At 35.9% G+C, this 25,096-nt stretch carries 21 protein-coding genes; 8 read left to right on the forward strand and 13 right to left on the reverse strand.

The features are described 5' to 3' along the window. Positions 1-138: 138 nt before the first annotated feature. Together LZZ90_RS08070 and LZZ90_RS08075 are read right to left on the reverse strand one after the other, a co-directional pair. Positions 139-612: a DUF1572 family protein gene (locus tag LZZ90_RS08070; RefSeq protein ID WP_237790181.1), complete on the reverse strand. Its 474-nt coding sequence runs from the start codon at positions 610-612 to the stop codon at positions 139-141. A gap of 108 nt (positions 613-720) precedes the next feature. Beyond that, positions 721-1,473, reverse strand: coding sequence for a hypothetical protein (locus tag LZZ90_RS08075; RefSeq protein WP_237790182.1), 753 nt, complete (start codon positions 1,471-1,473; stop codon positions 721-723). 191 nt (positions 1,474-1,664) lie between these two features. Here LZZ90_RS08075 and ettA point away from each other — a divergent pair, with 191 nt between their 5' ends. Both ettA and LZZ90_RS08085 read left to right on the forward strand, forming a co-directional pair. Beyond that, positions 1,665-3,356, forward strand: a complete 1,692-nt coding sequence (ettA, locus tag LZZ90_RS08080; protein WP_237790183.1) for an energy-dependent translational throttle protein EttA — start codon at positions 1,665-1,667, stop codon at positions 3,354-3,356. A 118-nt stretch (positions 3,357-3,474) separates the two neighbouring features. Further along, positions 3,475-5,712 (forward strand): ATP-binding protein, encoded by a 2,238-nt coding sequence (locus tag LZZ90_RS08085; RefSeq protein WP_237790184.1) that lies wholly within the window; start codon positions 3,475-3,477, stop codon positions 5,710-5,712. A 5-nt stretch (positions 5,713-5,717) separates the two neighbouring features. Here the strand turns inward: LZZ90_RS08085 and LZZ90_RS08090 are convergent, their stop codons facing one another. The 3 genes from LZZ90_RS08090 to LZZ90_RS08100 form a co-directional block, all read right to left on the reverse strand. Beyond that, positions 5,718-6,497, reverse strand: coding sequence for a phosphatase PAP2 family protein (locus LZZ90_RS08090; protein ID WP_237790185.1), 780 nt, complete (start codon positions 6,495-6,497; stop codon positions 5,718-5,720). Between the two features lie 9 nt (positions 6,498-6,506). Next, positions 6,507-7,769, reverse strand: a complete 1,263-nt coding sequence (locus tag LZZ90_RS08095; RefSeq protein WP_237790186.1) for a DEAD/DEAH box helicase — start codon at positions 7,767-7,769, stop codon at positions 6,507-6,509. A gap of 63 nt (positions 7,770-7,832) precedes the next feature. Beyond that, on the reverse strand, positions 7,833-8,864 hold the full coding sequence (locus LZZ90_RS08100; protein ID WP_237790187.1) for a formimidoylglutamase: 1,032 nt from the start codon (positions 8,862-8,864) through the stop codon (positions 7,833-7,835). A gap of 108 nt (positions 8,865-8,972) precedes the next feature. On the opposite strand from LZZ90_RS08100, the gene LZZ90_RS08105 reads away from it, so the two are divergent. Beyond that, positions 8,973-9,848 (forward strand): hypothetical protein, encoded by an 876-nt coding sequence (locus LZZ90_RS08105; protein WP_237790188.1) that lies wholly within the window; start codon positions 8,973-8,975, stop codon positions 9,846-9,848. Between the two features lie 64 nt (positions 9,849-9,912). Here LZZ90_RS08105 and hutI read toward each other — a convergent pair whose 3' ends face one another. After that, positions 9,913-11,148 carry an imidazolonepropionase gene (hutI, locus tag LZZ90_RS08110; RefSeq protein WP_237790189.1) on the reverse strand — a complete coding sequence of 412 codons (1,236 nt, stop codon included), beginning with the start codon at positions 11,146-11,148 and terminating at the stop codon, positions 9,913-9,915. A 70-nt stretch (positions 11,149-11,218) separates the two neighbouring features. Here hutI and corA point away from each other — a divergent pair, with 70 nt between their 5' ends. Then, a complete protein-coding gene (corA, locus tag LZZ90_RS08115; protein ID WP_237790445.1) occupies positions 11,219-12,301 on the forward strand; it encodes a magnesium/cobalt transporter CorA in 1,083 nt (360 codons plus the stop codon). Between the two features lie 11 nt (positions 12,302-12,312). Beyond that, positions 12,313-13,008, forward strand: a complete 696-nt coding sequence (locus LZZ90_RS08120) for a DUF1003 domain-containing protein (RefSeq protein WP_237790190.1) — start codon at positions 12,313-12,315, stop codon at positions 13,006-13,008. Here the strand turns inward: LZZ90_RS08120 and fumC are convergent, their stop codons facing one another. Beyond that, positions 13,009-14,391 (reverse strand): class II fumarate hydratase, encoded by a 1,383-nt coding sequence (fumC, locus tag LZZ90_RS08125; RefSeq protein ID WP_237790191.1) that lies wholly within the window; start codon positions 14,389-14,391, stop codon positions 13,009-13,011. A 138-nt stretch (positions 14,392-14,529) separates the two neighbouring features. Here fumC and LZZ90_RS08130 point away from each other — a divergent pair, with 138 nt between their 5' ends. Then, positions 14,530-14,691, forward strand: coding sequence for a hypothetical protein (locus LZZ90_RS08130; RefSeq protein WP_237790192.1), 162 nt, complete (start codon positions 14,530-14,532; stop codon positions 14,689-14,691). A gap of 59 nt (positions 14,692-14,750) precedes the next feature. Here the strand turns inward: LZZ90_RS08130 and LZZ90_RS08135 are convergent, their stop codons facing one another. Continuing rightward, on the reverse strand, positions 14,751-17,303 hold the full coding sequence (locus LZZ90_RS08135) for a TonB-dependent receptor domain-containing protein (protein WP_237790193.1): 2,553 nt from the start codon (positions 17,301-17,303) through the stop codon (positions 14,751-14,753). Between the two features lie 96 nt (positions 17,304-17,399). Next, complete coding sequence (gene arsC / locus LZZ90_RS08140) at positions 17,400-17,741, reverse strand: arsenate reductase (glutaredoxin) (protein WP_237790194.1); 342 nt, start codon at positions 17,739-17,741, stop codon at positions 17,400-17,402. Positions 17,742-17,842: 101 nt separating this feature from the next. Between arsC and LZZ90_RS08145 the strand changes: the two genes are divergently transcribed. Both LZZ90_RS08145 and LZZ90_RS08150 read left to right on the forward strand, forming a co-directional pair. Further along, on the forward strand, positions 17,843-18,757 hold the full coding sequence (locus tag LZZ90_RS08145; RefSeq protein ID WP_237790195.1) for a CPBP family intramembrane glutamic endopeptidase: 915 nt from the start codon (positions 17,843-17,845) through the stop codon (positions 18,755-18,757). Next, positions 18,757-19,788 carry an AMP-binding protein gene (locus LZZ90_RS08150; RefSeq protein WP_237790196.1) on the forward strand — a complete coding sequence of 344 codons (1,032 nt, stop codon included), beginning with the start codon at positions 18,757-18,759 and terminating at the stop codon, positions 19,786-19,788. The genes LZZ90_RS08145 and LZZ90_RS08150 overlap by 1 nt, the downstream gene beginning before the upstream one ends. Positions 19,789-19,882: 94 nt before the next feature. Here LZZ90_RS08150 and LZZ90_RS08155 read toward each other — a convergent pair whose 3' ends face one another. From LZZ90_RS08155 to LZZ90_RS08170, 4 genes are all read right to left on the reverse strand, one after another. Beyond that, positions 19,883-20,305: a DoxX family protein gene (locus tag LZZ90_RS08155; protein WP_237790197.1), complete on the reverse strand. Its 423-nt coding sequence runs from the start codon at positions 20,303-20,305 to the stop codon at positions 19,883-19,885. A 113-nt stretch (positions 20,306-20,418) separates the two neighbouring features. Continuing rightward, a complete protein-coding gene (locus tag LZZ90_RS08160) occupies positions 20,419-22,047 on the reverse strand; it encodes a M1 family metallopeptidase (protein ID WP_237790198.1) in 1,629 nt (542 codons plus the stop codon). Positions 22,048-22,110: 63 nt separating this feature from the next. Then, entirely contained in the window at positions 22,111-23,241 is a 1,131-nt protein-coding gene (locus LZZ90_RS08165; RefSeq protein WP_237790199.1) for a DUF1566 domain-containing protein, read from the reverse strand. Positions 23,242-23,285: 44 nt separating this feature from the next. Further along, positions 23,286-24,929 carry an acyl-CoA carboxylase subunit beta gene (locus tag LZZ90_RS08170; RefSeq protein ID WP_237790200.1) on the reverse strand — a complete coding sequence of 548 codons (1,644 nt, stop codon included), beginning with the start codon at positions 24,927-24,929 and terminating at the stop codon, positions 23,286-23,288. Positions 24,930-25,096 lie beyond the last annotated feature (167 nt).

The following is a 25,096-nucleotide window of genomic DNA, read 5'->3' on the forward strand; positions in this document are numbered from 1 at the left end:
TCATGTCCTAAAATATGTTCACCATTTTAGGTTTTTAATTTGTTCAAATATACTTAAATAAATAGGAATATTGATGTTTTTTTTAAGCAAATACTTATATTTTTTAGAAATCACCAACATCGTAAAAACTTCGAAAGTCTAATTATCGTTTAAAATTTTTTTAATCAAAACGATTTGCCCTAAATGATAGTAACTATGTTCAATTATTCCATCAATATTACGTTGGTACGTTCCATATTTTTCATCAACAAAAACTTCTTTGAGCTTTTCTTGAGGCATTTGCTCAATTAAAAAGGCAAATTCTTCTGCATCTTTCCAAAAAAGATCTAAAAAAGCAGTCCATTGCTCTTGAGAAGTTATAGCGGCGAAATCAAAGCTGTACTTGTCTTTAATATCAAGTGTTCCACCTTTAAAAACGGTATTGATGCCATTTATGTAATAATGAATATGTTGAGCTAAAACAGCTATTGTATTTAACGATTGGAATTCAGTTGTTGCTGTTTTCCAATCTAAATTTGAGAGCTGGTCTTTGTAGTTGGTATTGGCTATCCAAGTTCCATTTAAAATAACTTCTTTAAATCGGTTTGCTATTTGTTGAATGTCGTCTTGCATGTTATTAAATTGCTTATGTTTTGCTTTATGTTAATATAAAACATTTTTGTTAAGCTTTAAATAGTATTCTATAAATCTGAAATTTTCAGACAGTTCCAAATATTTATTTTAGTAATCAAAATGATATTCGTTTATCTGGTCAATTTGGTATGGAATATCACTTGTAAAGCCATTGGTTTCAATTCCGTTTTTTCGTTTAGTCCAAAATATTTTGGTGTCAGTTGCGTTTTCAGGTACATTGTAGTAGACAATAGAATTAACGTTTACTCCTCTCCAAGCTGTTTCATCGTGTCCTTCAAAGCTTCCTCCTCCAGGAAGGTCATCTTGCGGATAAAAAATATTTGCTATCCCAAAATTTTCAATCTTTGTTCTAACGCTTTGATTGTTTCCGGAGAAAAAAGATATATATATGTAATCGTTTGCATCAAAAGGAGAGGTGTTGTTTACAAAAATTTTAAACTTCATAAATTTATTTACCTTTAAAACAATATCATTAGCAGGGTTGAAATTAGTCAATTCAATTCCTGTATAATCATCGTCATTTTGTTTAGAAACCGAAACAGATATGTTGCTGTCACTATTCATAGCTACGTTAAAATTTCCGTTGGAGTCTGTGATAACTTCTTTTGAATCTATTTCAGTGGTATATGACCAATAGCCAGTTCCATTAATCTTCTTCATTCTCAAGGTAAGCTTTTGATTAGGAACTCCTTCACCGTTTGCTTCTCTTATAACTTTCCCTTTTACAGTGATATAGTTTGTGTCATCGTTTGAACAACCGGCCAAGATCAAAAAAAGCGCTGAGATTAAGACTGATATTTTTATATATACTTTAATATTGTGTAATGTTTTTAAAAACAATTTGACAGTTAGTATTGCCTTATTAAAACGCAGCAATCTAAAGTTAATTGCGTAAAATTAAGAATTTTCTTTAGTTTGTTTTTAAAACATGCATTTTTAAATTATAAAGTAACAATCCTCAAATCTTCTATATTATGTATATTTGTACACTTTTGTAAAAAACGTAGTCATAAAACAAAAAACGATATAGTATGTCTGATGATAAGAAAGTGATATTTTCCATGTCACGCGTGAGTAAAACCTACTCATCTACAAACAAACAGGTTCTAAAAGACATTTACCTAAGTTTCTTCTATGGTGCCAAAATTGGTATTTTAGGTTTAAACGGTTCAGGTAAATCTTCATTATTAAAAATCATTGCTGGGGTTGATAAGAATTACCAAGGTGATGTTGTGTTTGCTCCGGGTTATACTGTTGGGTATTTAGAGCAGGAACCACAATTGGACGAAAACAAAACGGTTATTGAAATTGTTCGTGAAGGAGTTGCCGAAACTATGGCGATTCTGGACGAGTTCAATAAAATTAACGATATGTTCGGGCTTCCTGAGGTTTATGAAGATGCTGATAAGATGCAGAAACTAATGGATCGTCAGGCGGATTTACAGGATAAAATTGACGCAGCCGGTGCATGGGAAATCGATACCAAATTAGAAATTGCAATGGACGCTTTACGTTGTCCGGATGCTGATACTCCTATTAAAGTATTATCAGGAGGAGAGCGTCGTCGTGTGGCTTTATGCCGTTTGTTATTGCAACAGCCGGACGTATTGTTATTGGACGAGCCTACCAACCACTTGGATGCGGAGTCAGTACACTGGTTAGAGCAACATTTACAGCAATACCAAGGAACGATCATCGCGGTAACGCACGACCGTTATTTCTTGGATAATGTAGCTGGTTGGATTCTTGAGTTAGATCGAGGTGAAGGTATTCCATGGAAAGGAAATTACTCGTCTTGGTTAGATCAGAAATCTAAACGTATGGAGCAGGAAGAGAAAGTTGCTTCAAAGCGTCGTAAAACGTTAGAGCGCGAGTTGGAGTGGGTAAGACAAGGAGCAAAAGGACGTCAGACCAAACAAAAAGCACGTTTGCAAAACTACGACCGTTTATTAAATGAAGATCAGAAAGAACTGGACGAAAAATTAGAATTGTACATCCCTAACGGACCGCGTTTGGGGACTAATGTAATTGATGCTAAAAGTGTTGCTAAATCTTATGGAGATAAAATTTTATATGATAATTTAAACTTCACTTTGCCACAGGCAGGTATTGTTGGGATTATCGGACCGAACGGTGCAGGTAAAACCACGATTTTTAAAATGATCATGGATGAGCTAAAGCCGGACAGTGGTGAATTTACAACAGGAGATACGGTGAAAATTGCTTATGTAGACCAGACTCATGCTAATATAGATCCTAATAAATCCATCTGGGAAAACTTCTGCGATGGTCAGGAACTCATTATGATGGGAGGGCGTCAGGTAAACTCAAGAGCGTATTTATCCCGTTTCAATTTTGGAGGAAGCGATCAGAACAAGAAAGTAAATACATTATCAGGCGGTGAGCGTAACCGTTTGCACCTAGCCATGACCTTAAAAGAAGAGGGGAATGTTTTGTTATTGGATGAGCCAACCAACGACTTAGATATTAACACACTTCGTGCCCTTGAAGAAGGTTTGGAAAACTTTGCGGGATGTGCCGTTGTAATTTCTCACGACCGATGGTTTTTAGATAGAATTTGTACGCATATTCTTGCTTTTGAAGGCGACTCTCAAGTGTATTTTTTCGAAGGAGGTTTCTCAGATTACGAAGAAAACAGAAAGAAACGTTTAGGGGATGTTGCTCCTACACGATTGAAATACAAGAAGTTAATTCGAGATTAATATTGAAAACGTCCTTTTTTAAGGGCGTTTTTTTTTTAACAAAAAAGTTAATTTATATCAAATTTTTTCTCTGTGGTTTGAAAGCTGTTTCTTAAATTGTGCAGTTTTAAAATCATAAATGGTTAAATCTTTTCAAATACTTTTTTTAGTAGCTTTCTTTTTTGGCTCACAACTGGTTAATTCTCAAGAGAAAAAACCTGCTGAGAAAGAGGTGGTTCAACTTATTGGAAAAGCCGGAACCCATTTGATGAATCTTGATTGCGCACGATCCCTTCAGATTGCACAAGAAGCACTTTCAAAAGCACATAAGCTTAAGAATAATCTGCTTATCGCTAAATCCTATAATTTAATCGGGCTCAATTTTGAAGAATTTTCAGATTATCAAAAAGCAATTGAGTTTTATACCGTTGGATTAGATTATGCCAACAGAGTCAATAACGATACTATTAAAGATTATCTTTATAACAACCTTGGAAATATATATACTTTCCGTAAAATTGATTTTAAAAAAGGAATCAATAACTATAAAAAAGCCCTTGTTTATTCTAAGAAGCTAAATGATCCTTACGAAATAATGTTTACCAACCTAAACATTACTACTGCCTATTTTGCCATTGAAGATTATAAAAACGGATTACCTTATTTAAAAACGGCCGAACCAATTGTGCTTAAATCTGAAGATTTAGAGGCAAATATAAGTTTGAATTCACTTTACGGTTCTTATTATTCGTTTAGAAATGAAAATGCTAAAGCAGAAGCTTCTTTTAAAAAAGCATTGCAACTTTGTAATGAAGACAAACCTCAATTTCTGGAAACGCATGCAGCCGAAGTATATGATGATTTTTCGCGCTATTATTCAAAAATAGGAGATTTTAAAAATGCTTATTTGTATTTAGATAAATACAACTATTTAAAAGATAAAATTTATAACGAAGAACGTTCCAACAGTACTAAATTGGCTGGAAACAATCTTGAGCTGAAAGAATACAAACGCCAAATCAGTAAAATAGAGCAGGAAAAGGAAAAGTATGAAAAGTCGTTTCAGCAATCTAAGGCAGTAGTTGCTTTATTTGTCGGTATCTTTTTGGTTATTGGTCTCTATGTATATTCTCTTTATCAAAATAATAAAAGGCGTACACAATACAATCGAGAACTTCGTAAAGCAAATGAAGAACTCTTAATTGCCAAAGAAAAAGCAGAAGAAGCGTCCCGTTTAAAATCACAATTCATATCGACAATCAGTCATGAATTGAGAACTCCTTTGTATGGCGTGGTCGGTATTACTAATATCTTGATGGATGAGCATAAAGAATTGGCCAAAAGTAATTACATCAAATCGTTAAAGTTTTCGGCTAAATACCTTCTTTCTCTGGTAAACGACATTCTTCAGGTCTATAAAATTGAAGAAAAGAAAATTGTGCTTGAAAACAGCGTTTTTAATTTGTCGGATGAGCTGAATTCCATTGCTGACAGCTTGCAGTTTATGGCCGTTAAAAGCAATAATGAGTTGCTTTTGGAGATCGATGACAACATTCCGGAATTCATAATAGGGGATAAGGTGCGTTTGTCGCAAATTTTCATGAACCTGATTAGCAATTCTTTGAAATTTACCAGTAATGGTGAAGTGAAAATAACGGCTAGGCAAATTCGCAGTGAAGCGACCTTCAGTTTTATAAAATTTGAAGTTATCGATAACGGTATCGGAATCAAAAAAGAAGATCAGCAGCGTATTTTCGAGAAGTTTGTTCAGATTGAACGTAGGGAAGATGATTATCAAGGAACCGGTTTAGGTTTGTCGATAGTAAAAAAACTACTGAAACTTTTCGGAAGTGATATTGAAATTGAAAGTGAAGTTAAAAAAGGAACAAAAATGACTTTTGTTATTGGTTTTGATACTGATGAAGATAAACGAAATGAAGTTCTTAAAAATGTTGATGTGGATTTCTCACTGGAACACACTTATAAGATATTAGTTGTAGAAGATAATAAAATCAATCAGATTGTAACAAAAAAATTCCTTGATATCCGCCACTTTGAAAGTACTATTGTTGATGATGGTTATCAGGCTCTGGAAATTCTGGAGAACGAAGTGTTTGATGTGATTCTTATGGATATCAATATGCCTAAAATAAATGGTTTTGAAACTTCTAAACTGATACGTGAAAAAGGGATTTCGACCCCGATAATAGCTTTGACAGCATTTAATCCGCAGGAAATTCAGCAACAGGTTAAGGAATCGGAGATCAATGAAATCATTATTAAACCTTTTCAGCCGAACCAATTGTATAAAATGATCGTAAATCTTAGTAACAAAAACGAAAAGATACAATCAATCGCAGATAAGCATTTAAATTGATTTTACTAATTCAGTGAAATCACAGTAGCCAAACCTATTTGTTTTCCATTGTAAAAAGGGAGCATTCCTACACTTGTTTTTGTTTGTTTTTTCACAAAGACTTTGTTAATATACGGGAAAGTCCAATAGGCAATTTTGGTACTTAAAATACCAATGCCTGCACCGGCAGCAACATCGGTTAGCCAATGTCGGTTATTGAGCATTCTGTATAAACCGGTTCCTGAAGCAACTAAATATCCTGCAATTCCATAGAAACAACTGGTGTCTTTATATTCTTGCCATAAAAATTCGGCACCGGCAAACGCTGTTGCGGTATGACCGGAAGGAAAAGAGTTAAAAGAAGAACCGTCCGGCCTTTCAACTTTTGTAGCGTGTTTCAAACCTGTAACACTTACAGCTACAATAAGATAGGAAGTTCCGATTATGATGCTTCTGTCTTTTAGATTGTTTTTTCCTTTTACTCCGAGGTTGTTTAATAGGTAAACAGAAGTTGCCGGAACGTATTGGGAAAAATCATCAATAGTAATTTTTTCATCAATATGCTCAGCAACTTCCGCTTTAATTTGGGTGTTTAATCCCAGTAATTCGTTGTTATCAAAAGCAATTATTCCATAACTAATAAGAACAGTGGGAATAATAAGTTGTTTATAATTGAACTTTAGGTTCTCAGAAACCAATACCTCAGATTTAACACTAACAGAATCCTTATCAATTGCATTTTGAGCAACGGCCTGTAAAGATGTCATCAGGGCAATTATCCAGATTAAATGATGTTTCAGCTTCATATCAAAGTATCAATACCAACGCTTTTTATTTTTCTTTGAACCTTCAGATTTTCTTGATTTGTTAGATCCATTCTGCTCCGGTTTCTTTTTCTTGTTTCTAAGATCTGGTTTCGCATCAGGGTTTTTGACCTCTTCTTTCCAGGGAAACGGATGATCATTAACTACTTTTACTTTCTGACGGGTTAATTTTTCAATATCCTGCCAGTAGGTTTTCTCGTCCTTTCCACAAAATGAAATAGCCAAACCGGAATTTCCAGCTCGTCCGGTACGACCAATTCGGTGTACATAGGTTTCAGGAATGTTAGGCAAATCAAAATTGATTACATAAGGTAAAAGTTCGATATCAATACCACGAGCAGCAATATCAGTGGCAACTAGAACAGACGTTTCTTTGTTTTTAAAACTATCCAAAACGCGCTGTCTTGCCGATTGTGATTTATCGCCATGAATAGCTTCCGCATTGATGTTTTGCTTTTTCAAGGCTTTTACCACATTGTCTGCACCATGTTTTGTACGTACAAAAACCAAAACATTTTCAAGTTTTTGTTCCTCAATTATGTGATAAAGCAATTTTCGTTTATCTTCTTTATCAACAAAGTAGACTTTCTGATTTACTTTTTCTGCCGTACTGGAAACCGGTGTAACCGAAACATATTCGGGTCTGGTTAAAAAAGTATCGGCCAATTCACGAATTGCAAAAGGCATAGTTGCAGAGAACAGCAACGTTTGACGATTATCGGGAGTAAGCTTAATGATTTTCTTCACATCATTAATGAATCCCATATCGAGCATCAAATCGGCTTCGTCTAAAACCAAATGGTGTAAATGGTTTAAATCGATGAAACCTTGTTTGTGTAAATCCAGTAAACGCCCCGGGGTTGCTACTAAAACATCTACACCATGTTTTAATTCATTAACTTGTGGAACCTGATTCACTCCACCAAAAATAACCAACGTTTTTACATTGGTATATTTTCCATAAGTATCGAAACTTTCCCCAACCTGTATAGCTAATTCTCTTGTAGGAGTAACTACTAAGGTGCGAATATGTTTTACTTTTTTGGCAGAACCAACAATTCTGTGCAACAGATTCAAAATAGGAATTGCAAAAGCTGCAGTCTTTCCGGTTCCGGTTTGTGCACAGCCTACCAAATCCGTCCCTTCCATAATAATCGGAATGGATTGCTCCTGAATGGGAGTTGGGTTTGTGTAGCCTTCTTCGGTTATTGCTTCCTGTATATTTCTGCTTAAGTTGAGCTCGGTAAAATTCATAAAAAAACGATAGTGATTAAAGACTATCGTTTACAAAAGTAGTTTAAAATATTGACTTTAGTTTTATTCTGATTTTGCTTTCATAAAATCGGTGATTAAATAAGCGATCAGTTTTCCTACCAAATGATTGTTTTTCTCAAAGGCCAAATCCGGAGCTCCCTCACATATATGAATGTAAGAAGCATTCGGGTTTTTACCAAAATAATGAATAAAATGACGAAGTTGCTCAACAGAAAACCCACTGAAAGTCATGGCGCTACTTGGGATATTTGGCACAGCATCCAAATCAATTTCAATTCCAAAAGATTCTCCGGCAATATGTTTTTCGGCAACACCAAGCTCGGTTGTAAAGTTTTTTTCTCCACGAACCGCTATTTGTTCATAGGTGTTAAACCCCACTTTTTCTTCTGTTTTTTTAATGCTTTCCAATATGCTTTTTGAAGTGTAATTTTCATGAATACCGAAGATGAAGTACTTTTTTAGAAAACCTTCTTCGTACGCATAAGAAAAACCGTTACCGCTGTGACGTCCTTCAAGAGGGCGAAAATCGGTATGGGCATCAAAATTGATGGCATTGACCGGTTTTCCCTTAGCAAGTGCAAGGCCTTTAATGTTTCCGTAAGCGTTGTTGTGTCCGCCTCCAATAATGATTGGTGTTTTTCCGGCTTTGATGATTTGGCATACAAGGTGTGAAACTTCTTTATCGATTTTTTCAACCAATTTAAAAAGCTGTTTTTTTTCGTCTTTATTGGAAGGGTTCAACTCATTAATAGCTTCCATGTCTTGCGAAACATCGATTGTACCTAAAATAATTAATCGTCCGCCTTTACAGAATTTATTATGCTGGATGTTTACGATACTTTTTAAGGTGCTTTTCCAGGCAGAAGCGGCACCAGGTCGGCCAAGGTTTGCACGAACTCCAATATCTTCCGGAATTCCAAGTAAAACGAATTCGGCATCGCTGGACTCTAAAAACTCATAAGTATCCATTCCTTTTGGAACCGTCTGTATGCGTTCCCCAAATTTGATTTCACCACTGCGATGACTGGTTATTTTAGCTAGATCATTTAATGTAAAAAGGATGAGATTCTCCATATTGTTTTAAAAAAAAGAGTATTCAAAAATACTATTTTCTATAAAACTTTCGTTTAGGAATTAGTTAGAAATAAAAAAAAAATTAAATTTGAAAAAAAACTAAATACCATGGAAAACCAAAAAAGTAACTCGAGTTTAAAAGCGATCATTGTTGTCTTGGCATTGTTGTTATTAGGAAGTTTAGGTTATATGTACAAAATGAGTACTGATAATCAGACTTCTGAGAACAAACTTATGTCGGATAAAGAAAAATTAAGTGAGGAGTTACAGGCTTCAATTGCAAAATATGACGAAGCTATTGCTGAAAATACTTCAATTTCCGGAGAGTTGGCTGCCGAAAGAGAAAAACTAGTCCAGTTAAAATCTGAATTGGAAAAATCAAAAGGTGATGCTGCTGCGATGGCAAAATTCAAAAACGATTATTTGCGTTTAAAACGTGAAATGGACAATTTGATGAAAGAAAACGATGCGCTTAAAAAGCAAAATGTTGTTTTAACTACTCAGAGAGACAGTACACAAGTTGTTTTAGAAGACACCAGAAAAGTTAGAGATACTTTAATTGTTAAAAATGACAATCTTGCAAAAACGGTTGAAAAAGGTTCTAAGCTTACAGTTTTAAACCTTCAGACTACAGCAGTTAAACAAAGAAGTTCCGGAAAACAAATTGATACGGATAAGGCAAGCAGAGCAGATGTTTTGAAAATCAGCTTTATGATTGCTGAGAATCAAATTGCTAAATCGGGTGATAAAACCTATTATGTTCAGGTTATCGATTCTAAAAACAATGTTTTAGGAGAGAAGAAAACAGAAACTTTCGGTGATAAAACTTTAACATACAGTTTTACAAAATCGGTTAAGTACGAAAACAAAACGGTTCAGGTAGCTCAGGATTTACCGGTTAAGGATATCGAGGGCGGAACTTATTTTGTAAACATCTTCGACAAAGGGGAATTGGTTTCTAAAACCTCCTTCACTTTAAGATAATTACTTATTTAGATAAAAAGGCTGTCAGAAATGACAGCCTTTTTTATTTCCTTTTAACGAATATCTAAATCATTTTTCCGTTGATGATAACCTGATCAATCAAATTACTTCCAAAGGCATAAGGTAACTGATAATAGGAGGTAAGCGGTTTGGTAATAATCAAACTGGCCGATTTTCCTTTTGTAATACTTCCGTGTGTTTTTTCAATTCCCATGGCATAAGCTCCATTAATTGTAGCTGCATTGATGGCTTCTTCTGGAGTCATTTTCATTTTAATGCAAGCGGTCGCCACCACAAAATTCATGTTTCCCGAAGGAGTAGTTCCCGGATTAAAATCGGTAGCTAAGGCTAAGGGCAAACCGGCTGAAATCATTTTTCTTGCAGGTGTATAAGGAATACTGATAAAATAAGAACAGCTTGGCAAGGCAACAGGCATGGTTTTACTTCCTTTCAAAACCTCAATATCTTCATCGGTTACAATCTCTAAATGATCTACGGAAAGCGCTCCATGTTTTACACAAGCTTCAATTCCGTTAATTGCCGTAAATTGGTTCACATGGATTTTTGCCGTTAATCCGTACTGTTTTCCCGCTTCCATAATGCGCTCGGTTTCTTCCACAGAGAAATAGCCGGTTTCTAAAAAAGCATCAATGTATTCTGCTAGGTTTTCTTCGGCTATTTTAGGAAGCATTTCATTGATTATCAAATCGATGTAAGCAGAATGATTTTCTTTGTATTCTTTAGGAAATGCATGTGCTCCTAAAAATGTTGCCTTAATCTTAATCGGATAGTTTTCCGCTAATTTTTTAATCACACGAAGCATTTTTAGTTCGCCTTCAACCGTTAAACCGTAACCGGATTTAATTTCAACGGCTCCGGTTCCTTGTTGCATTACTTCTTCTAAACGCGCTTTGGATTGATTGTAAATTTCCTCTTCGGATGTTTCATTAAGTTTTTTGGCTGAATTCAAAATTCCGCCGCCACGATTGGCAATTTCTTCATAGCTGAGTCCGTTGATGCGGTCTACAAATTCCTGTTCGCGGTTTCCGGCATAAACAATATGGGTGTGGCTGTCTACCCAAGTTGGTAAAACGGTTTTTCCATCCGCATCAATTATAGTATCAAAAGAACCTTCAGGGCAATTGTTCATCGTTCCAAAATCGGTAATACTTTCATTTTCAATAAGTAAAAAAGCGTTTTCAATTTTTGGTAAAACGGCCATTTCTGAACCGCTAACTTTATCAATGTTTTCTTCCCGAACCTGTAAAAGTTCTTTTATGTTTTTAATAAGGATTTTCATTAGTTGAAATTTTGTGTAAATGTAAAATGGAATTTCAAAAACTCCTATCTTTATGACAAATTATTCGGTTTTGAGAAAGATTAAGTATAAAAAAGGCCGTAAAGCCCAACCCAATTTTTACGAATATACCGGGAATCATAAGAATGAGTCGGTAGCGATGCAACTCTTTGTTTATGATGAAAACCGCTATGAGGAATATCAGAGTGTTCAGTTGGATAAAGTAAAATCGGAACTTAACGATGTAAATCAGGTAAATGATGTTAAGTGGCTGAATGTTCATGGATTGCACAATGTAAATCTGATTAAAGATATTGGCGAAATGTTGAATACTGAGCCTTATATTATCGGTGATATTCTCAATACTACACGTCGTCCAAAAATGGAAGAACTTCACGATACCTTATTCTTCAGCATCAAGTCGATTTTGCCTGCAGATGATTTGAGTTCTATCCGCGTGGAGCAAATCAGCTTTATTTTGAAAGAGAATCTTTTGGTTTCGTTTCAGGAGAAAAAAAGCGATTTCTTTACACACATTCGTGAACGTATCCGTATGAATGCCGGGATAGTTTGCAAGAAGAAAAACGATTATTTGCTTTATCTGATGCTGGATGCTATTATGGAGAATTTCTACATCACTATTGAAAATTATGAAGACAGAATTGAGGCATTAATGGTCGAGGCCAAAACCAATCACCGACAAGATGTTTTGATCCGAATTGAGAACAATCGTGAAAATCTTAACTTTTTAAAGCGTGCGATAGTTCCTTTGCGTGATGCGTTATTCAGTTTAAAAAGTTTTCAGGACGATAACGAATACGATGGTATTGAAACGGCTAATTATACTTTTTTTGCCCGTTTGCATCAGAAATGTTTAGAGCTTTTGGAACAGATTGATTACGATTTAAATTCTTTAGACAGTGCTTCACATTTTCATTTTTCGGCGCAAAGCCAACGAATGAACGAGATTATGAAAACCTTAACCGTGGTTTCCGTAGTGTTTATTCCGCTTACGTTTATTGTTGGTATTTATGGGATGAATTTCGATAATATGCCGGAATTGCGCTGGCAAAACGGATATTTTATTATTCTGGGAATTATGTTTTTACTGGTTGTGGGAATGCTTTTTTATTTCAAAAAGAAAAAATGGTTTTAATTCGATAAAAGATGAAAACATTTGTCAGTTCTATATCCGGACAGGAATTTCCGATGGCAGATTGCGTTTATGCCAAAATGATCCGCAAATCCATATTCAATTGCATAAAAGACGAGTATCCAGACTTTAATTTGGACAGTGTGCTTTCCATTAGTGAACTTAATTTCTTCAGAGAAAAATACATTTCAAGCTTCTTGCTTAAAGAAGCTGATGAATTAAACGAACTGGAAAAAACTGTGATCTCTTCGCTCAAAAACAAACAATCGTTGCTTCCGCAATTAGAAGAAGATAACACCGATTACACTTTTGGTCAGAAGGTAGCTGATAAAGTGGCTGAATTTGGAGGAAGCTGGACGTTTATCATTTCTTTTATGTTTTTTCTGATTTTGTGGATTTTTGCCAATGTGTTTCTGTTGTTAAACAAAGGATTCGACCCATATCCGTTCATATTGCTGAACCTCATTCTTTCGTGTATAGCCGCTTTACAGGCTCCGGTAATTATGATGAGTCAGAATCGACAGGAAGAAAAAGACCGTAAGCGTGCCAAAAACGATTATATGGTAAACCTAAAATCGGAATTGGAAATCAGGATGTTGCACGAAAAAATCGATCATTTAATCCTGCATCAGGAACAATCGCTTATTGAGCTTCAAAAAGTGCAAATCGACATGATGAACGACATCATCAGTAAAATCGAAAAGAAATAATTACACCATATCTTCCGGTTTTACCCAAGCATCGAAATCTTCCGCAGAAACATAGCCTAAACGGATCGCTTCTTCTTTTAAAGTCGTTCCGTTTTTGTGTGCTGTTTGCGCTATTTCAGCGGCTTTATAATAACCGATTTTTGTATTCAAAGCGGTAACCAGCATCAATGAATTGTCAACTAACTCTTTGATTCGTTTGTAATTAGGTTCGATTCCCTGTGCACAGTGTTCATCAAAGGAAACACAAGCATCACCAATTAAACGCGCCGATTCTAAAAAGTTGGCAGCAATCATTGGTTTAAAAACATTGAGTTCGTAATGACCTTGTGTGGCTCCGATGGTTATGGCAACATCATTTCCCATTACCTGAGCGCAAACCATCGTTAAAGCTTCACATTGTGTTGGGTTTACTTTTCCGGGCATTATTGATGAACCCGGTTCGTTTTCAGGAATAAAGATTTCACCTATTCCACTTCTTGGTCCTGAGGCCATCATTCGAATATCGTTTGCAATTTTATTCAGTGAGACTGCTAACTGTTTCAGAGCACCGTGTGTTTCCACCATTGCATCATGAGCTGCTAAAGCTTCAAATTTGTTATCGGCTGTTTTAAAGGGAAGATTTGTGAATTTTGAGATGTATTCGGCAACTTTAAAATCATAGCCTCTGGGAGCATTTAAACCGGTTCCTACTGCAGTTCCGCCAAGAGCCAATTCGGATAAATGAGATAAAGTGTTTTTAAGAGCTTTTAGCCCGTGATTCAATTGGGCAACATAACCGGAAATTTCCTGACCGAGTGTTAACGGAGTGGCGTCCATCAAATGAGTTCTTCCTATTTTAACCACATTAGTAAATGCTTCCGATTTGATTTGCAGCGTATCTCTTAATTGTTCTATACCCGGAATTGTAGTTTCGATAATTATCTTATAAGCCGCAATGTGCATGGCAGTAGGGAAGGTATCGTTGGAAGATTGCGATTTGTTAACATCATCATTAGCTTTGATGAAGGGCTCTTCGCCAATTTTTTTTCCGGCTAAAACCTGTGCTCTGTTTGCAATTACCTCGTTTACATTCATGTTGCTTTGTGTTCCTGAACCCGTTTGCCAGATCACAAGCGGAAATTCTTCGCTTAGCGTTCCGGAAAGGATTTCATCACAAACTGTTGCAATGACATTGCGTTTTTCCTTCGGAAGCACCCCTAAATCGTGGTTGGTATAAGCTGCTGCCTTTTTTAAGAAAGCAAAAGCTTCAATAATCTCTTTTGGCATGGAGGCTGCACCGCCAATTTTAAAGTTGTTGCGGGAGCGTTCGGTTTGTGCGCCCCAGTATTTTTCAGCAGGGACTTTTACTTCGCCCATGGTGTCTTTTTCTATACGGAATTCCATTTTTGTTGTGTTTATGATTGTTAAAATTAAACATAATCAAATGGTTATGAAAATCTATTAAAATAAATTTAAGAGAAGTATTGCTGAAGCAGATATTTACGCGTATATTTGGCCTGAAATCATAAAATTCCGGAAAACATGTTTGATTTTCAACAGTATTTAGGCTTCTTACTTTTCTTAGGAATCTTTTTAACAGGATTCTGGTTGATGCTTTTCTTAGTAAACTTTGTGTTTTACTGGTTAGGCGGCGCTCTTTGGGAAATGTACAAAGAGAAAAGAAGCGGTAAAAGCAACGAATAATTAGATGCTAATTATTTACCAAAAATAAAAAAGTCCCGAATTCGGGACTTTTTTTATGCTTAACCGCCAATGTAATCATCTCCATTGTCGCCTTGGTTTCTAACCGGACGTTCTTTTTCGGTTTTCTTCTTGTTGAAGCGATAGGTAAATGATAAGTTAATCTGACGTTGTCTCCACTGCATTTCCGTGTGGCTTGTAGCTGCCGGTAAGTTGCTGTCGAAAATTCTTTTTCTTGAATTGAATACGTCGTTCACATTTAATGCGATCGTTCCTTTATCCTTTAAAATATCTTTGCTGAACGCTAAGTTAGCCGAAGCAATCCCCTGGCTTTTTCCTTGTGCGTTTTTTTGAGGCGCGTTATAAGTTGCGTTGGTTTGCCAATCAATTCCGTAAGGTAAGGTAACTTTGGAACTGATACGAGTAAACCAAGAAGTAGCTACATTGTTCAAATCTGTAGTAACTAAATTACCTAGATAGTTAACATAACTGTAATTACCCTGTGTTTCGTTTCTGAAGAAATTGAAATTCCCGTTAAGTCTCCACCATTTGTAAGGGGTATAATTCAAAGTGAATTCAAAACCTGTACGGTATTCTGTAGCAAGATTGATAGGAGTACTTTCAATTACAGGAACTCGGCTGTCCTGACCTCCAATAACAGTTATGTTTCCGGTAATAGGATCTACTATATCTTCTCCGTCAACAACGGTTACAGCAAATTTGCCGGATTCTCTCTGAATGAACTGAAAAGAATCTCTGGTTCTGTTAAAGTAAGCCGAAGTATTGAAAGTAAGCTTTTTCCATTGTTTCATAAATCCGATATCAAATGCATCTGTAAAAGAAGGATTGATTTCAGGGTTTCCTTTGAAATAACTGATGTCACTCGAATAGTTTGAGAACGGATTTAGGAATCTTCCTCTTGGACGGTTTATTCTTTTGCTGTAATTAAGACTAACGTTGGTTTTTTCGCCAATTTCATAAGTTAAGAATGCACTAGGGAAAAAGTTGTTATAACGTTTGTTGTGCAATTCGTTGGTTCCCAAAAGATTCACATCGATGTTGGAATCCTCGAAACGCAATCCTAGTAAATAACTGAATTTCCCAACTTTGCTACCATACTGTGTGTAAAATGCATTTACTTTTTCTTTGTATTGAAGGAAATTCGTAAAATCAGGGTTAATCGTACCAGAATTTGTAATAGGATCAACATTTTCCTCTACTCTGTAATCGGTTAAAGTTTCTGAAAAATCACCTCTGTAACCGGCTTCAAATTGACCTTTTCCAATTGGTAAAACGTAATCGGTTTGGAAAAGACTTCTATTTTGTTTCTGATTGTTGAACGTACCTGTTATAGAAGCAGGTGTTGCACTATTTGTGGAAGTTTGTGAAATCGTAGATAAATCGTTGTCGTAATTGGTTGAAAATGAAATGTCTGCCGTTAGTTTATGACCGTCTTTTTTGAAATTCTTAGTTAAATTTGACGAGTAGTTTAAGTTTCTACTGTTGTTCGTTTGGTTGTTAAAACGATTACGGATGCTTATCAAATTTCTGTTTTCATCGTAATTGTAGAAATTTACATCTTCCGGATTAGAACCGTCGTTTCTTGAAAAGGAAATCGAGTTGGTCCAGGTTGTAGATTTGTTTAAAAACCATTCCATCCCAAAATTTGCATTGTGTCCTTCACGCTGTCTTTCATTTTCTCTGAATTCATCAATAAATTTAGGAGAACCAGCCGATGGATTTGTGTATTCTGTATTTTTCTTTGTATTTCCAGGGTTTTCACTGTTCTGATAACCAATGTTGGTGAAGAAGTTAAAACCATCGCCTCTAAAGTTTACATTACCGTTCAACCCGTAATTTTTATAATGACCAACCGTTCCGGTTACACTTCCGTTTATCCCTTGAGCTTTTCCTTTTCTTAAGATGATGTTCACGATTCCACCACCACCTTCTGCATCGTAACGTGCTGAGGGATTAGTGATTACTTCAACTTTTTCAACAGCATCTGCCGGAAGTTGTTTTAAGGCCTGAGCAACGTTTACTCCAATCATTCCCGATGGTTTTCCATCAATTAGGATTCGAACACTTTCATTGCCTCGTAAACTAACATTTCCGTCTGCATCTACAGAAACTGAAGGAACATTGTCCAACACATCACTAGCTGTTCCGCCTTTTACGGTCATGTCTTTCCCTACATTGTATACTTTTTTATCAAGTTTGATGTCTACCGTAGACTTTTCAGCAATAACCAAAACTTCGTCCAATTGTTTGGTATCTTCAGAAACTGCAATAGCTCCAAGATTCAAATCAGAAGTAATAGCTTTATCTTTAAATTCTACAGTTTTAAAACCTAAGAATTCAATTTTTATGTAGTACACGCCTGCTGGAACTTCAAAAGTGAATTCTCCTTTGTTATCGGTCATTCCGCCGGAAACAAGAGAAGTGTTTTTTGTGTTCTGTGCATAAATGCTGGCATATTCCAAAGGTTGATTGGTCGATTTTTCGATTACTTTACCGCTAACTTTTACTTTTGGGGTTTGCGGTCTTTGCTGAGCAAACGAAAAAAAGCTTGTCAAAAGCAATAGGATGGCTATTACTGATTGAATTTTTTTCATGAAATGATTAATTTGATTTCTTCTTTAGACTGCAAAATTACTTTGCGGTTTAAGGGTGAAATCACAAATCTTTGTTAAAACAAGCCTTTAATCATTCTAAATTATCTCGAGTATTCGCTCTATGGGTCTACCAATTACCGCTTTTCTACCGTTTATGATTATGGGTCTTTCGATAAGAACGTGATTTTTTAGCATGATGTTAATTATCTCATCATCAGTTAGTTCTTTGTTTGCGAATTGTTCTTTCCAAAGCGGTTCTTTAGTACGAACCAGCTCAATTGGTTTTATTTTTAATTTTTTGATGATGGAAGTAAGCTCACGTTTGGTAATTTTCTCGTCTAAGTATTTAAACGTTTCGAATTCAATTCCTTTTTCTTCAAGAAAACAAACGCCTTCACGAGATTTGCTGCATTTCGGGTTATGATAGATGGTAATCATGGTTTAAATTTTTGCAAAAATAGCGCAATCAATTGAAAAATGGAGTAAATTAGAGGTGACAAAATCTACTTTATACTTACTAATAGTTCAAACTGAATTCCATGTTTATAGAACAAATCAAAAAGAAAAATTTCAACAGCATATTATATCTTCCCATACTTTTAGGGTTTTTCGGTTTAATGATCGTTAATTACTTTTCAACTCAAGATGTTAATACCGAAGATTTAATGCATCAAATGAAAATTCAATTTGGTGAAAACTTAATGTTTGTGATTTTAGTTGGACCTTTATCTTTAATGTGCTTGGGATTATTGTTTTGGGTTAAATTTATTCATAATCAAAGCATTACGAGTTTAACAACTTCTCGAAAAGAAATAGATTGGGGACGTATTTTGTTTTCTTTTTCTTTATGGGGAACTATTACTGCAATCATGACTCTTGCAGTTTATTTTGCTGAACCTGAAGATTTTGTGGTCAATTTCGATACTTCAAAATTTTTCGTTTTTTTGATTTTAGCTATTATACTAGTTCCGTTACAAACAAGTTTTGAAGAATATTTTTTTAGAGGTTACTTAATGCAATTTCTTGGAGTTCTATCTAACACAAGATTGATTCCGTTTGTAGTTTCCTCCGTTTTATTCGGGTTAATGCATATTGCAAACCCTGAAGTAGGCAAATTGGGGCATGTTATCCTGATTTATTACATAGGTACAGGTTTCTTTTTAGGGATTTTAACGCTGATGGACGAAGGCTTGGAACTTGCACTTGGTTTTCACGCAGCAAACAATTTAGTTACTGCGCTTTTAGTTACGGCTGATTGGACTGCTTTTCAAACACCGTCTGTTTTAAAGGATATCTCAGAACCTTCAGCAGGGCTTGATGTTATTATTCCGGTTTTTGTAATCTTTCCGATTTTGCTTTTTGTTTTTGCTAAAAAGTATAACTGGAATAATTGGCAGGAACGTCTTTTTGGTAAATTGATTAAAGAAGAAGTTATTAATACAAATGAAGCATAATGAATATCAATGAAATACATCCACAGTTTCAATTAAACGGATCCCATTACACTATTGAGGAATTGCGTGATTTTGCTTCAAAATTAATTAGTTATTCTGATGAACATGAACAACATTTAGGAAAATTCATTCTGGAATGGTTTGATGATTCAGATTCAATAACCTTAAGAACATCAGGAACAACGGGGAAACCAAAGAACATTGAGTTGAAAAAAGTGGCTATGTTGGAATCTGCAAAAGCCACAGGTGCTTTTTTTGATGTACATGAAGGAAGTCGTGCCTTGCATTGTCTTCCGGTTCAATATATTGCGGGTAAGATGATGCTGGTTCGTGCTTTGGCCTTGGGATGGGAACTGGATTATGTTCGACCAACTTCCAATCCTCTGGATTTTAATGATACTATTTATGATTTTGTTGCAATGGTGCCTTTTCAGGTAGAAAATTCGCTTGAAAAACTCTCAAATGTTAAGAAGATTATTATTGGTGGAGCAAAGCTGAATCCGTTATTGGCAGAGAAATTGAAAAATTCCGATACAGAAGTTTTTGAAACTTACGGAATGACCGAAACCATAACACATATTGCAGCAAAAAATATTAAGGAAAAAGCTTTTTCTGCATTACCGGGTGTTACTTTTTCAATAGATAACAGAAATTGTTTGACCATTAAAGCGCCAAGGGTTTGTAGTGAAGAATTAATTACCAATGACGTTGTAGAATTGACAGACAACGAGCACTTTGTATGGTTAGGTAGATTTGACAACGTAGTGAACAGCGGCGGAATCAAACTTTTCCCTGAACAAATAGAGGAGAAGCTGGCCGGAAAAATTATGAATCGTTTTTTTGTGACCGGTAAAGCAGATGCGGCTTTAGGAGAAAAGCTTGTTCTTGTCATTGAGAGCGAATCCTTTAATTTGGACCATTCGGTATTTGAGCATTTGAATAAATATGAAAAGCCAAAAGAAATCATCTTTGTTTCCAAATTTATTGAAACTGAAACCGGTAAAATCAAACGAGCTGAGTCTATTGCATAAAAAAACCACAAAGCTGCCTTTTGATGTTCACATCGCCCATACGACGAAGGTTAAGCTTGCTTTGTGGTTATAGTAAGACCTAAAAAAATTGTTTTTACTGTTGCATCTTAAAATAATAATCTGCCGAATGTTTTCCACTTCCGTAGAATAAAAAGAAGATACAAAGTATTAATGTAACTGAAGCTAAAATAAAATTCTGAACGTTAAAGGTGCCGATGAAATTCACGGCAACCGCACCAATTAAGATGGGAAGCTGAGCCCATATAGACCAACGCGTTAACAAACCGAATGCAATCATTAATCCGCCCATCATGTGGGCTGCGGCGATGTAATGTACCATCAGCATTTCGCTTCCGAAACTGTACATCTGATTCATGATTTCATGCAGGTATTGTCTGTTGGTAATGAACGAAATACCTTTGATGATTAAAAAAATTCCCAAAGCAATACGCAATAAATCCAGAGGATAGCTGGTATGTGCATTGGCCCACTTGTTTAAATTTTTTACAGTATCCATAGCAGTGTCGATTTGAATTACCCTAAATTATCAATAAGAAATAAATTGGTGTAATTTTCTCGTTGAACGAATGGTTAAAATCGACAAAGTGAATTTTTGTATGTAATTGTTTACTAGTTGTTTATGGTTTGTTTTTTTATTGTAAAAAACATTTTTTTGTTATCAAATTCAATAGAGTTTGTTTTAGCTTTATTGGATAATTTCGTCCACGAATTGGTAAGATTTATTCTTGCTCTTTTTCCTTCATAAGTGTATTCAACAGGCATAGAAAAATTAGCAACATCGGTTTTCCAACGAACTTCAACATATTTTTTATTCTGACGCACTTCCAATTCCGGAACATCTTTGTAACGCAAATATTGATCGAAAACAGGAGTCAGATTCAAGCCGGATTCTTTATTGAAAAAGTTTGCCACAGTTTTGGTGTCGATAATTTTATGACGATAGGTTTCGGAATATTTAAGAAGCAGTTTCCACCAAAGCTCATCGTTATTAATAATGTGTCTGATTGTATTCAACATAAGGGAGCCTTTGTCGTACATGTCTCCAGAGCCTTCACTGTTTACACCGTAGTTTCCAATAATAGGGCGATCATTTCGAACGTTCAGTTTTTGACCGTTCACGTATTGTTGAGCCTTATCATACCCTAAGGTACATTCCACAAAAACACATTCGGAATAGGTGGTGAAGCTTTCATGAATCCACATATCGGCGATGTCTTTGGCTGTGATGCTGTTTCCGAACCATTCGTGACCGGTTTCATGAATTGTGATATAATCGAAGCTCATGCCTATGCCTGTAAAGCTTCTGTCCATGCCTAAATACCCTTTTAGATATTTATTTCCGTATGCCACAGCGCTCTGATGTTCCATTCCTAAATAAGGCGTTTCCACCAATTTATAACCGTCTTCCGTAAAAGGATATTTTCCGAATTTAGACTGAAAGCAGTCCATCATGCGTTTTACATCGGCTTCAAAATGTTTTTTTGCTTTTTCTTCATTGGCGCGTAAAACATAATAATCCAAATCCAGGCCTTTGTAATTGTCTTTTATGTGAACATAATCACCAATATTTACGGTCACATCATAAGTATTGATAGGATTTTTTACTTCCCAATCCCAACGGGTATAACCATTTTTTAAATCCTCCGAACCTAAAAAGCGTCCGTTGGAAATGTTCATTAATCCATTAGGCACTGCAACTTTTACTGTAGCACCAAAATCCGGTTCGTCGCTTTGGGAATCTTTTACAGGATACCAGCAACTGGCTCCAAATCCCTGACAAGCCACTGCGATCCAAGGTTTGTTTTGAGTGTCGGTAGTGAAAACAAAACCTCCGTCCCAAGGAGCACGTTTTGCAATGACCGGTTTTCCGGAATAATAAAAGCGAAGTTTTCCATCTTTACCCGGACTTAGCTTTTCAGGCAGATTTATAAATACGGCATGATTGTCTCTTTTATAAGTCAATTGTTTCTTGTTAAAGACAACACTGTCCACTTTCATATTCTCGAAAAGATCGATTTGTATTTTGGAAGTAGGCTCTATTACTTTAAAAGTGATATCGTTATATCCGGCAACAGTTCGTTCTTCTGGATTTATTTTGATGTTTAAATCATAACGTTGTACATCGAAACTTGTGCGTTCCGGTCGTAATCCACCTTGTAAACTGTCTTTTCTGGTGAAATTTTGAGCTGAAAGCTGTAATGTTAAAGCTAAAAAGCTAATGCTTAAAATGTTTTTCATAGATACAGAAATAAAAAATCCGCTAACCATTTGTAGCGGATTTAATAATATTGTTACGTTACCTTAGTATCTTCTTACAGCATATACAGCCCAGGAATAACTTTTATTACTGTCTCTATAGGTGTATTCAGAATTAAAAGTATCATAATAAATTACATAGGCACTTGAAATTGATATTTCAGATGAAGTCCAGGAATTTTCAAAACCTACGTTAACTCCTAATAATGACTTTCTTATGGTGAACATTTCATCTCTTGAAGGTAAAAACCAATCCGATTTACCGTTAAGAACAGCATTGGAGCAAAGCTTTGCAGCTGAATTTGCCGAACCACAAGTACTGATAATTCGTTGGGTATTTTCAAGCCCAGTTCCTATAGCAGTTGAAGTTTGTCCTAAAAAGGAGCTGGAACATCCCCATTCTGCATCCCATGTTGTTGGATAATTGTAATGAAGTCGGGTTAGATTGATCTCCAAATACCTCCAGCCATTGGTGAATTCCCCTTTGTCATAAGCTACATAACCGCCTCCAGGTCCAGTATAACCTGTTGTTTTGATAGTGAACTCTTGTTCATAATGTACTGCACCAAAATCTTCTTTGATATAAGGGCGTACGTAATAGGTGGTATTTGGTTGTAACTCAGTAGCGGTTACTTCATAATATCCTTCACCACCCGAGGTATATCTGATATTGTTGGTAATTGTAGGGTTTGGTAGGGTACTGTAACAGAAACCTCTTTGAGCGATATCAAAATTTGCAGATTCAATTGAATAACCTCTTAATAATGCAGAAGTTGTTAAAATATCAGTAGCCAATACGGAAGTAATTATAGCTTGAGAGGTAAACGTTATCGTATTTCCGTATTTTATTTCATTCCCGATCTGTGCAAACACCCTAACATAATATAAGGTGTTAGATTTGTTTACAGTAATGATGCTCACGATTTCGTTGGTACTGCTGCCTGAAGCAGCGCTATAATCTGCTAAAGTTGGATTGGGAGATTCACTCCAACAAACACCTATGTTGCCACTAACGCCATTCATTGAAGAAATTGTACCTGTAATTTTTGCATCTAAACCACTGATGTTTTGTGCAGGATTTGTAGTCAAAGTTACAGGTTCCGGAGCAGCAGGAGCTTCGTCTTTCGAACACGAAAAAAATATCGGGATAATAAATAAAAATAAAAGCTTTCTCATCTAATTATGATTGTTTTGGATTTGGTTAAGTATAGAGTAACGGATTAAACCTGAATCACCCCTAAATTAAATTGTTTTTCAATAGGAGCGTGGTTAGCCGCTTCAATTCCCATAGAAATCCATTTTCGGGTATCTAACGGATCAATGATGGCATCGGTCCATAAACGGGAAGCTGCATAATAAGGGGAAACCTGTTCGTCGTAACGCGATTTGATTTTGTTGAACAGTTCTTCTTCTTTCTCTGGTGTGATTTCTTCTCCACGGGCTTTCATTGCAGATTCTTCAATTTGCAATAAAACTTTAGCAGCTTGTGCGCCTCCCATAACAGCTAATTCTGCACTTGGCCACGCGAAAATTAAACGAGGATCGTACGCTTTTCCACACATAGCATAATTACCCGCTCCATAAGAGTTACCTACTACAACAGTGAATTTTGGAACTACGGAATTGGCAACAGCATTCACCATTTTAGCTCCATCCTTAATAATCCCGCCATGTTCGGATTTTGATCCTACCATGAATCCGGTTACATCGTGAATGAATACCAATGGAATTTTTTTCTGATTACAGTTAGCAATAAAACGAGTAGCTTTATCTGCTGAATCAGAGTAAATTACACCGCCAAACTGCATTTCACTTGGTTTGGTTTTTGAACCTGTTGTTTTTACAATTTTACGTTGATTCGCCACAATTCCGACAGCCCAGCCATCAATTCGGGCATAAGCTGTGATGATAGATTGTCCGTAGCCAGCTTTATATTCATCAACTTCAGAATTATCGACCATACGTTTGATGATCTCCATCATGTCGTATTGTTCCGCTCTTGATTTTGGTAGGATTCCAAAGATTTCGTTTTCATCTAAAGCTGGTTTTTCTGCTTTAATTCTGTTGAAACCGGCTTTGTCATAATCACCAATTTTGCCAACAATATTTCTGATAGTATCTAATGCATCTTTATCGTCTTTGGCTTTATAGTCGGTAACTCCTGAAATTTCACAGTGAGTTGTGGCTCCACCTAAAGTTTCGTTGTCAATTGTTTCACCGATGGCAGCTTTCACTAGATAACTTCCCGCAAGGAAAATACTTCCCGTTTTATCCACGATAAGCGCTTCATCGCTCATGATTGGTAAATAAGCACCTCCGGCAACACAACTTCCCATAACAGCGGCAATTTGTGTAATTCCCATGCTGCTCATAATGGCATTGTTTCTGAAAATACGTCCGAAATGCTCTTTATCAGGGAAAATTTCATCTTGTAAAGGCAAATAAACTCCTGCCGAATCCACTAAATAAATGATTGGCAACTTGTTTTCCATTGCGATTTCCTGTGCGCGAAGGTTTTTCTTTGCCGTGATCGGGAACCAGGCTCCAGCTTTAACCGTTGCGTCATTGGCTACAACTACACATTGTTTTCCGTTAACATATCCAACTTTAACAACTACACCACCGGAAGGACAACCTCCGTGTTCTTTATACATTCCGTCTCCAACAAAAGCGCCAATTTCAATACTCTTGGAGCCTTTATCCAATAAATATTCAATGCGCTCACGGGCTGTCATTTTACCTTCAGAGTGAAGTTTTGCGATTCGTTTTTCACCTCCGCCCAGTTTTACTTTGGCCAGACGTTGTTTTAAATCGGAAAGCAAAAGTTTGTTATGATCTTCGTTTTTGTTGAAGTTTAAGTCCATTTTAGTTCGTTGTTTATACTGATTTGTTAATTTTGGTTGGCTAAAATACAAAACCTTTTTGTTCTGTGAAATAGCGAATTGATACAGTTTCTCACCTGTATTATTAAACTTGAATTGTTATTAACTTAACATTAACTTAACATTGCACCGGTACTTTTGCAGCAACA

The organism is Flavobacterium sp. SM15 (genome assembly GCF_022012335.1).
Taxonomy (GTDB): domain Bacteria; phylum Bacteroidota; class Bacteroidia; order Flavobacteriales; family Flavobacteriaceae; genus Flavobacterium.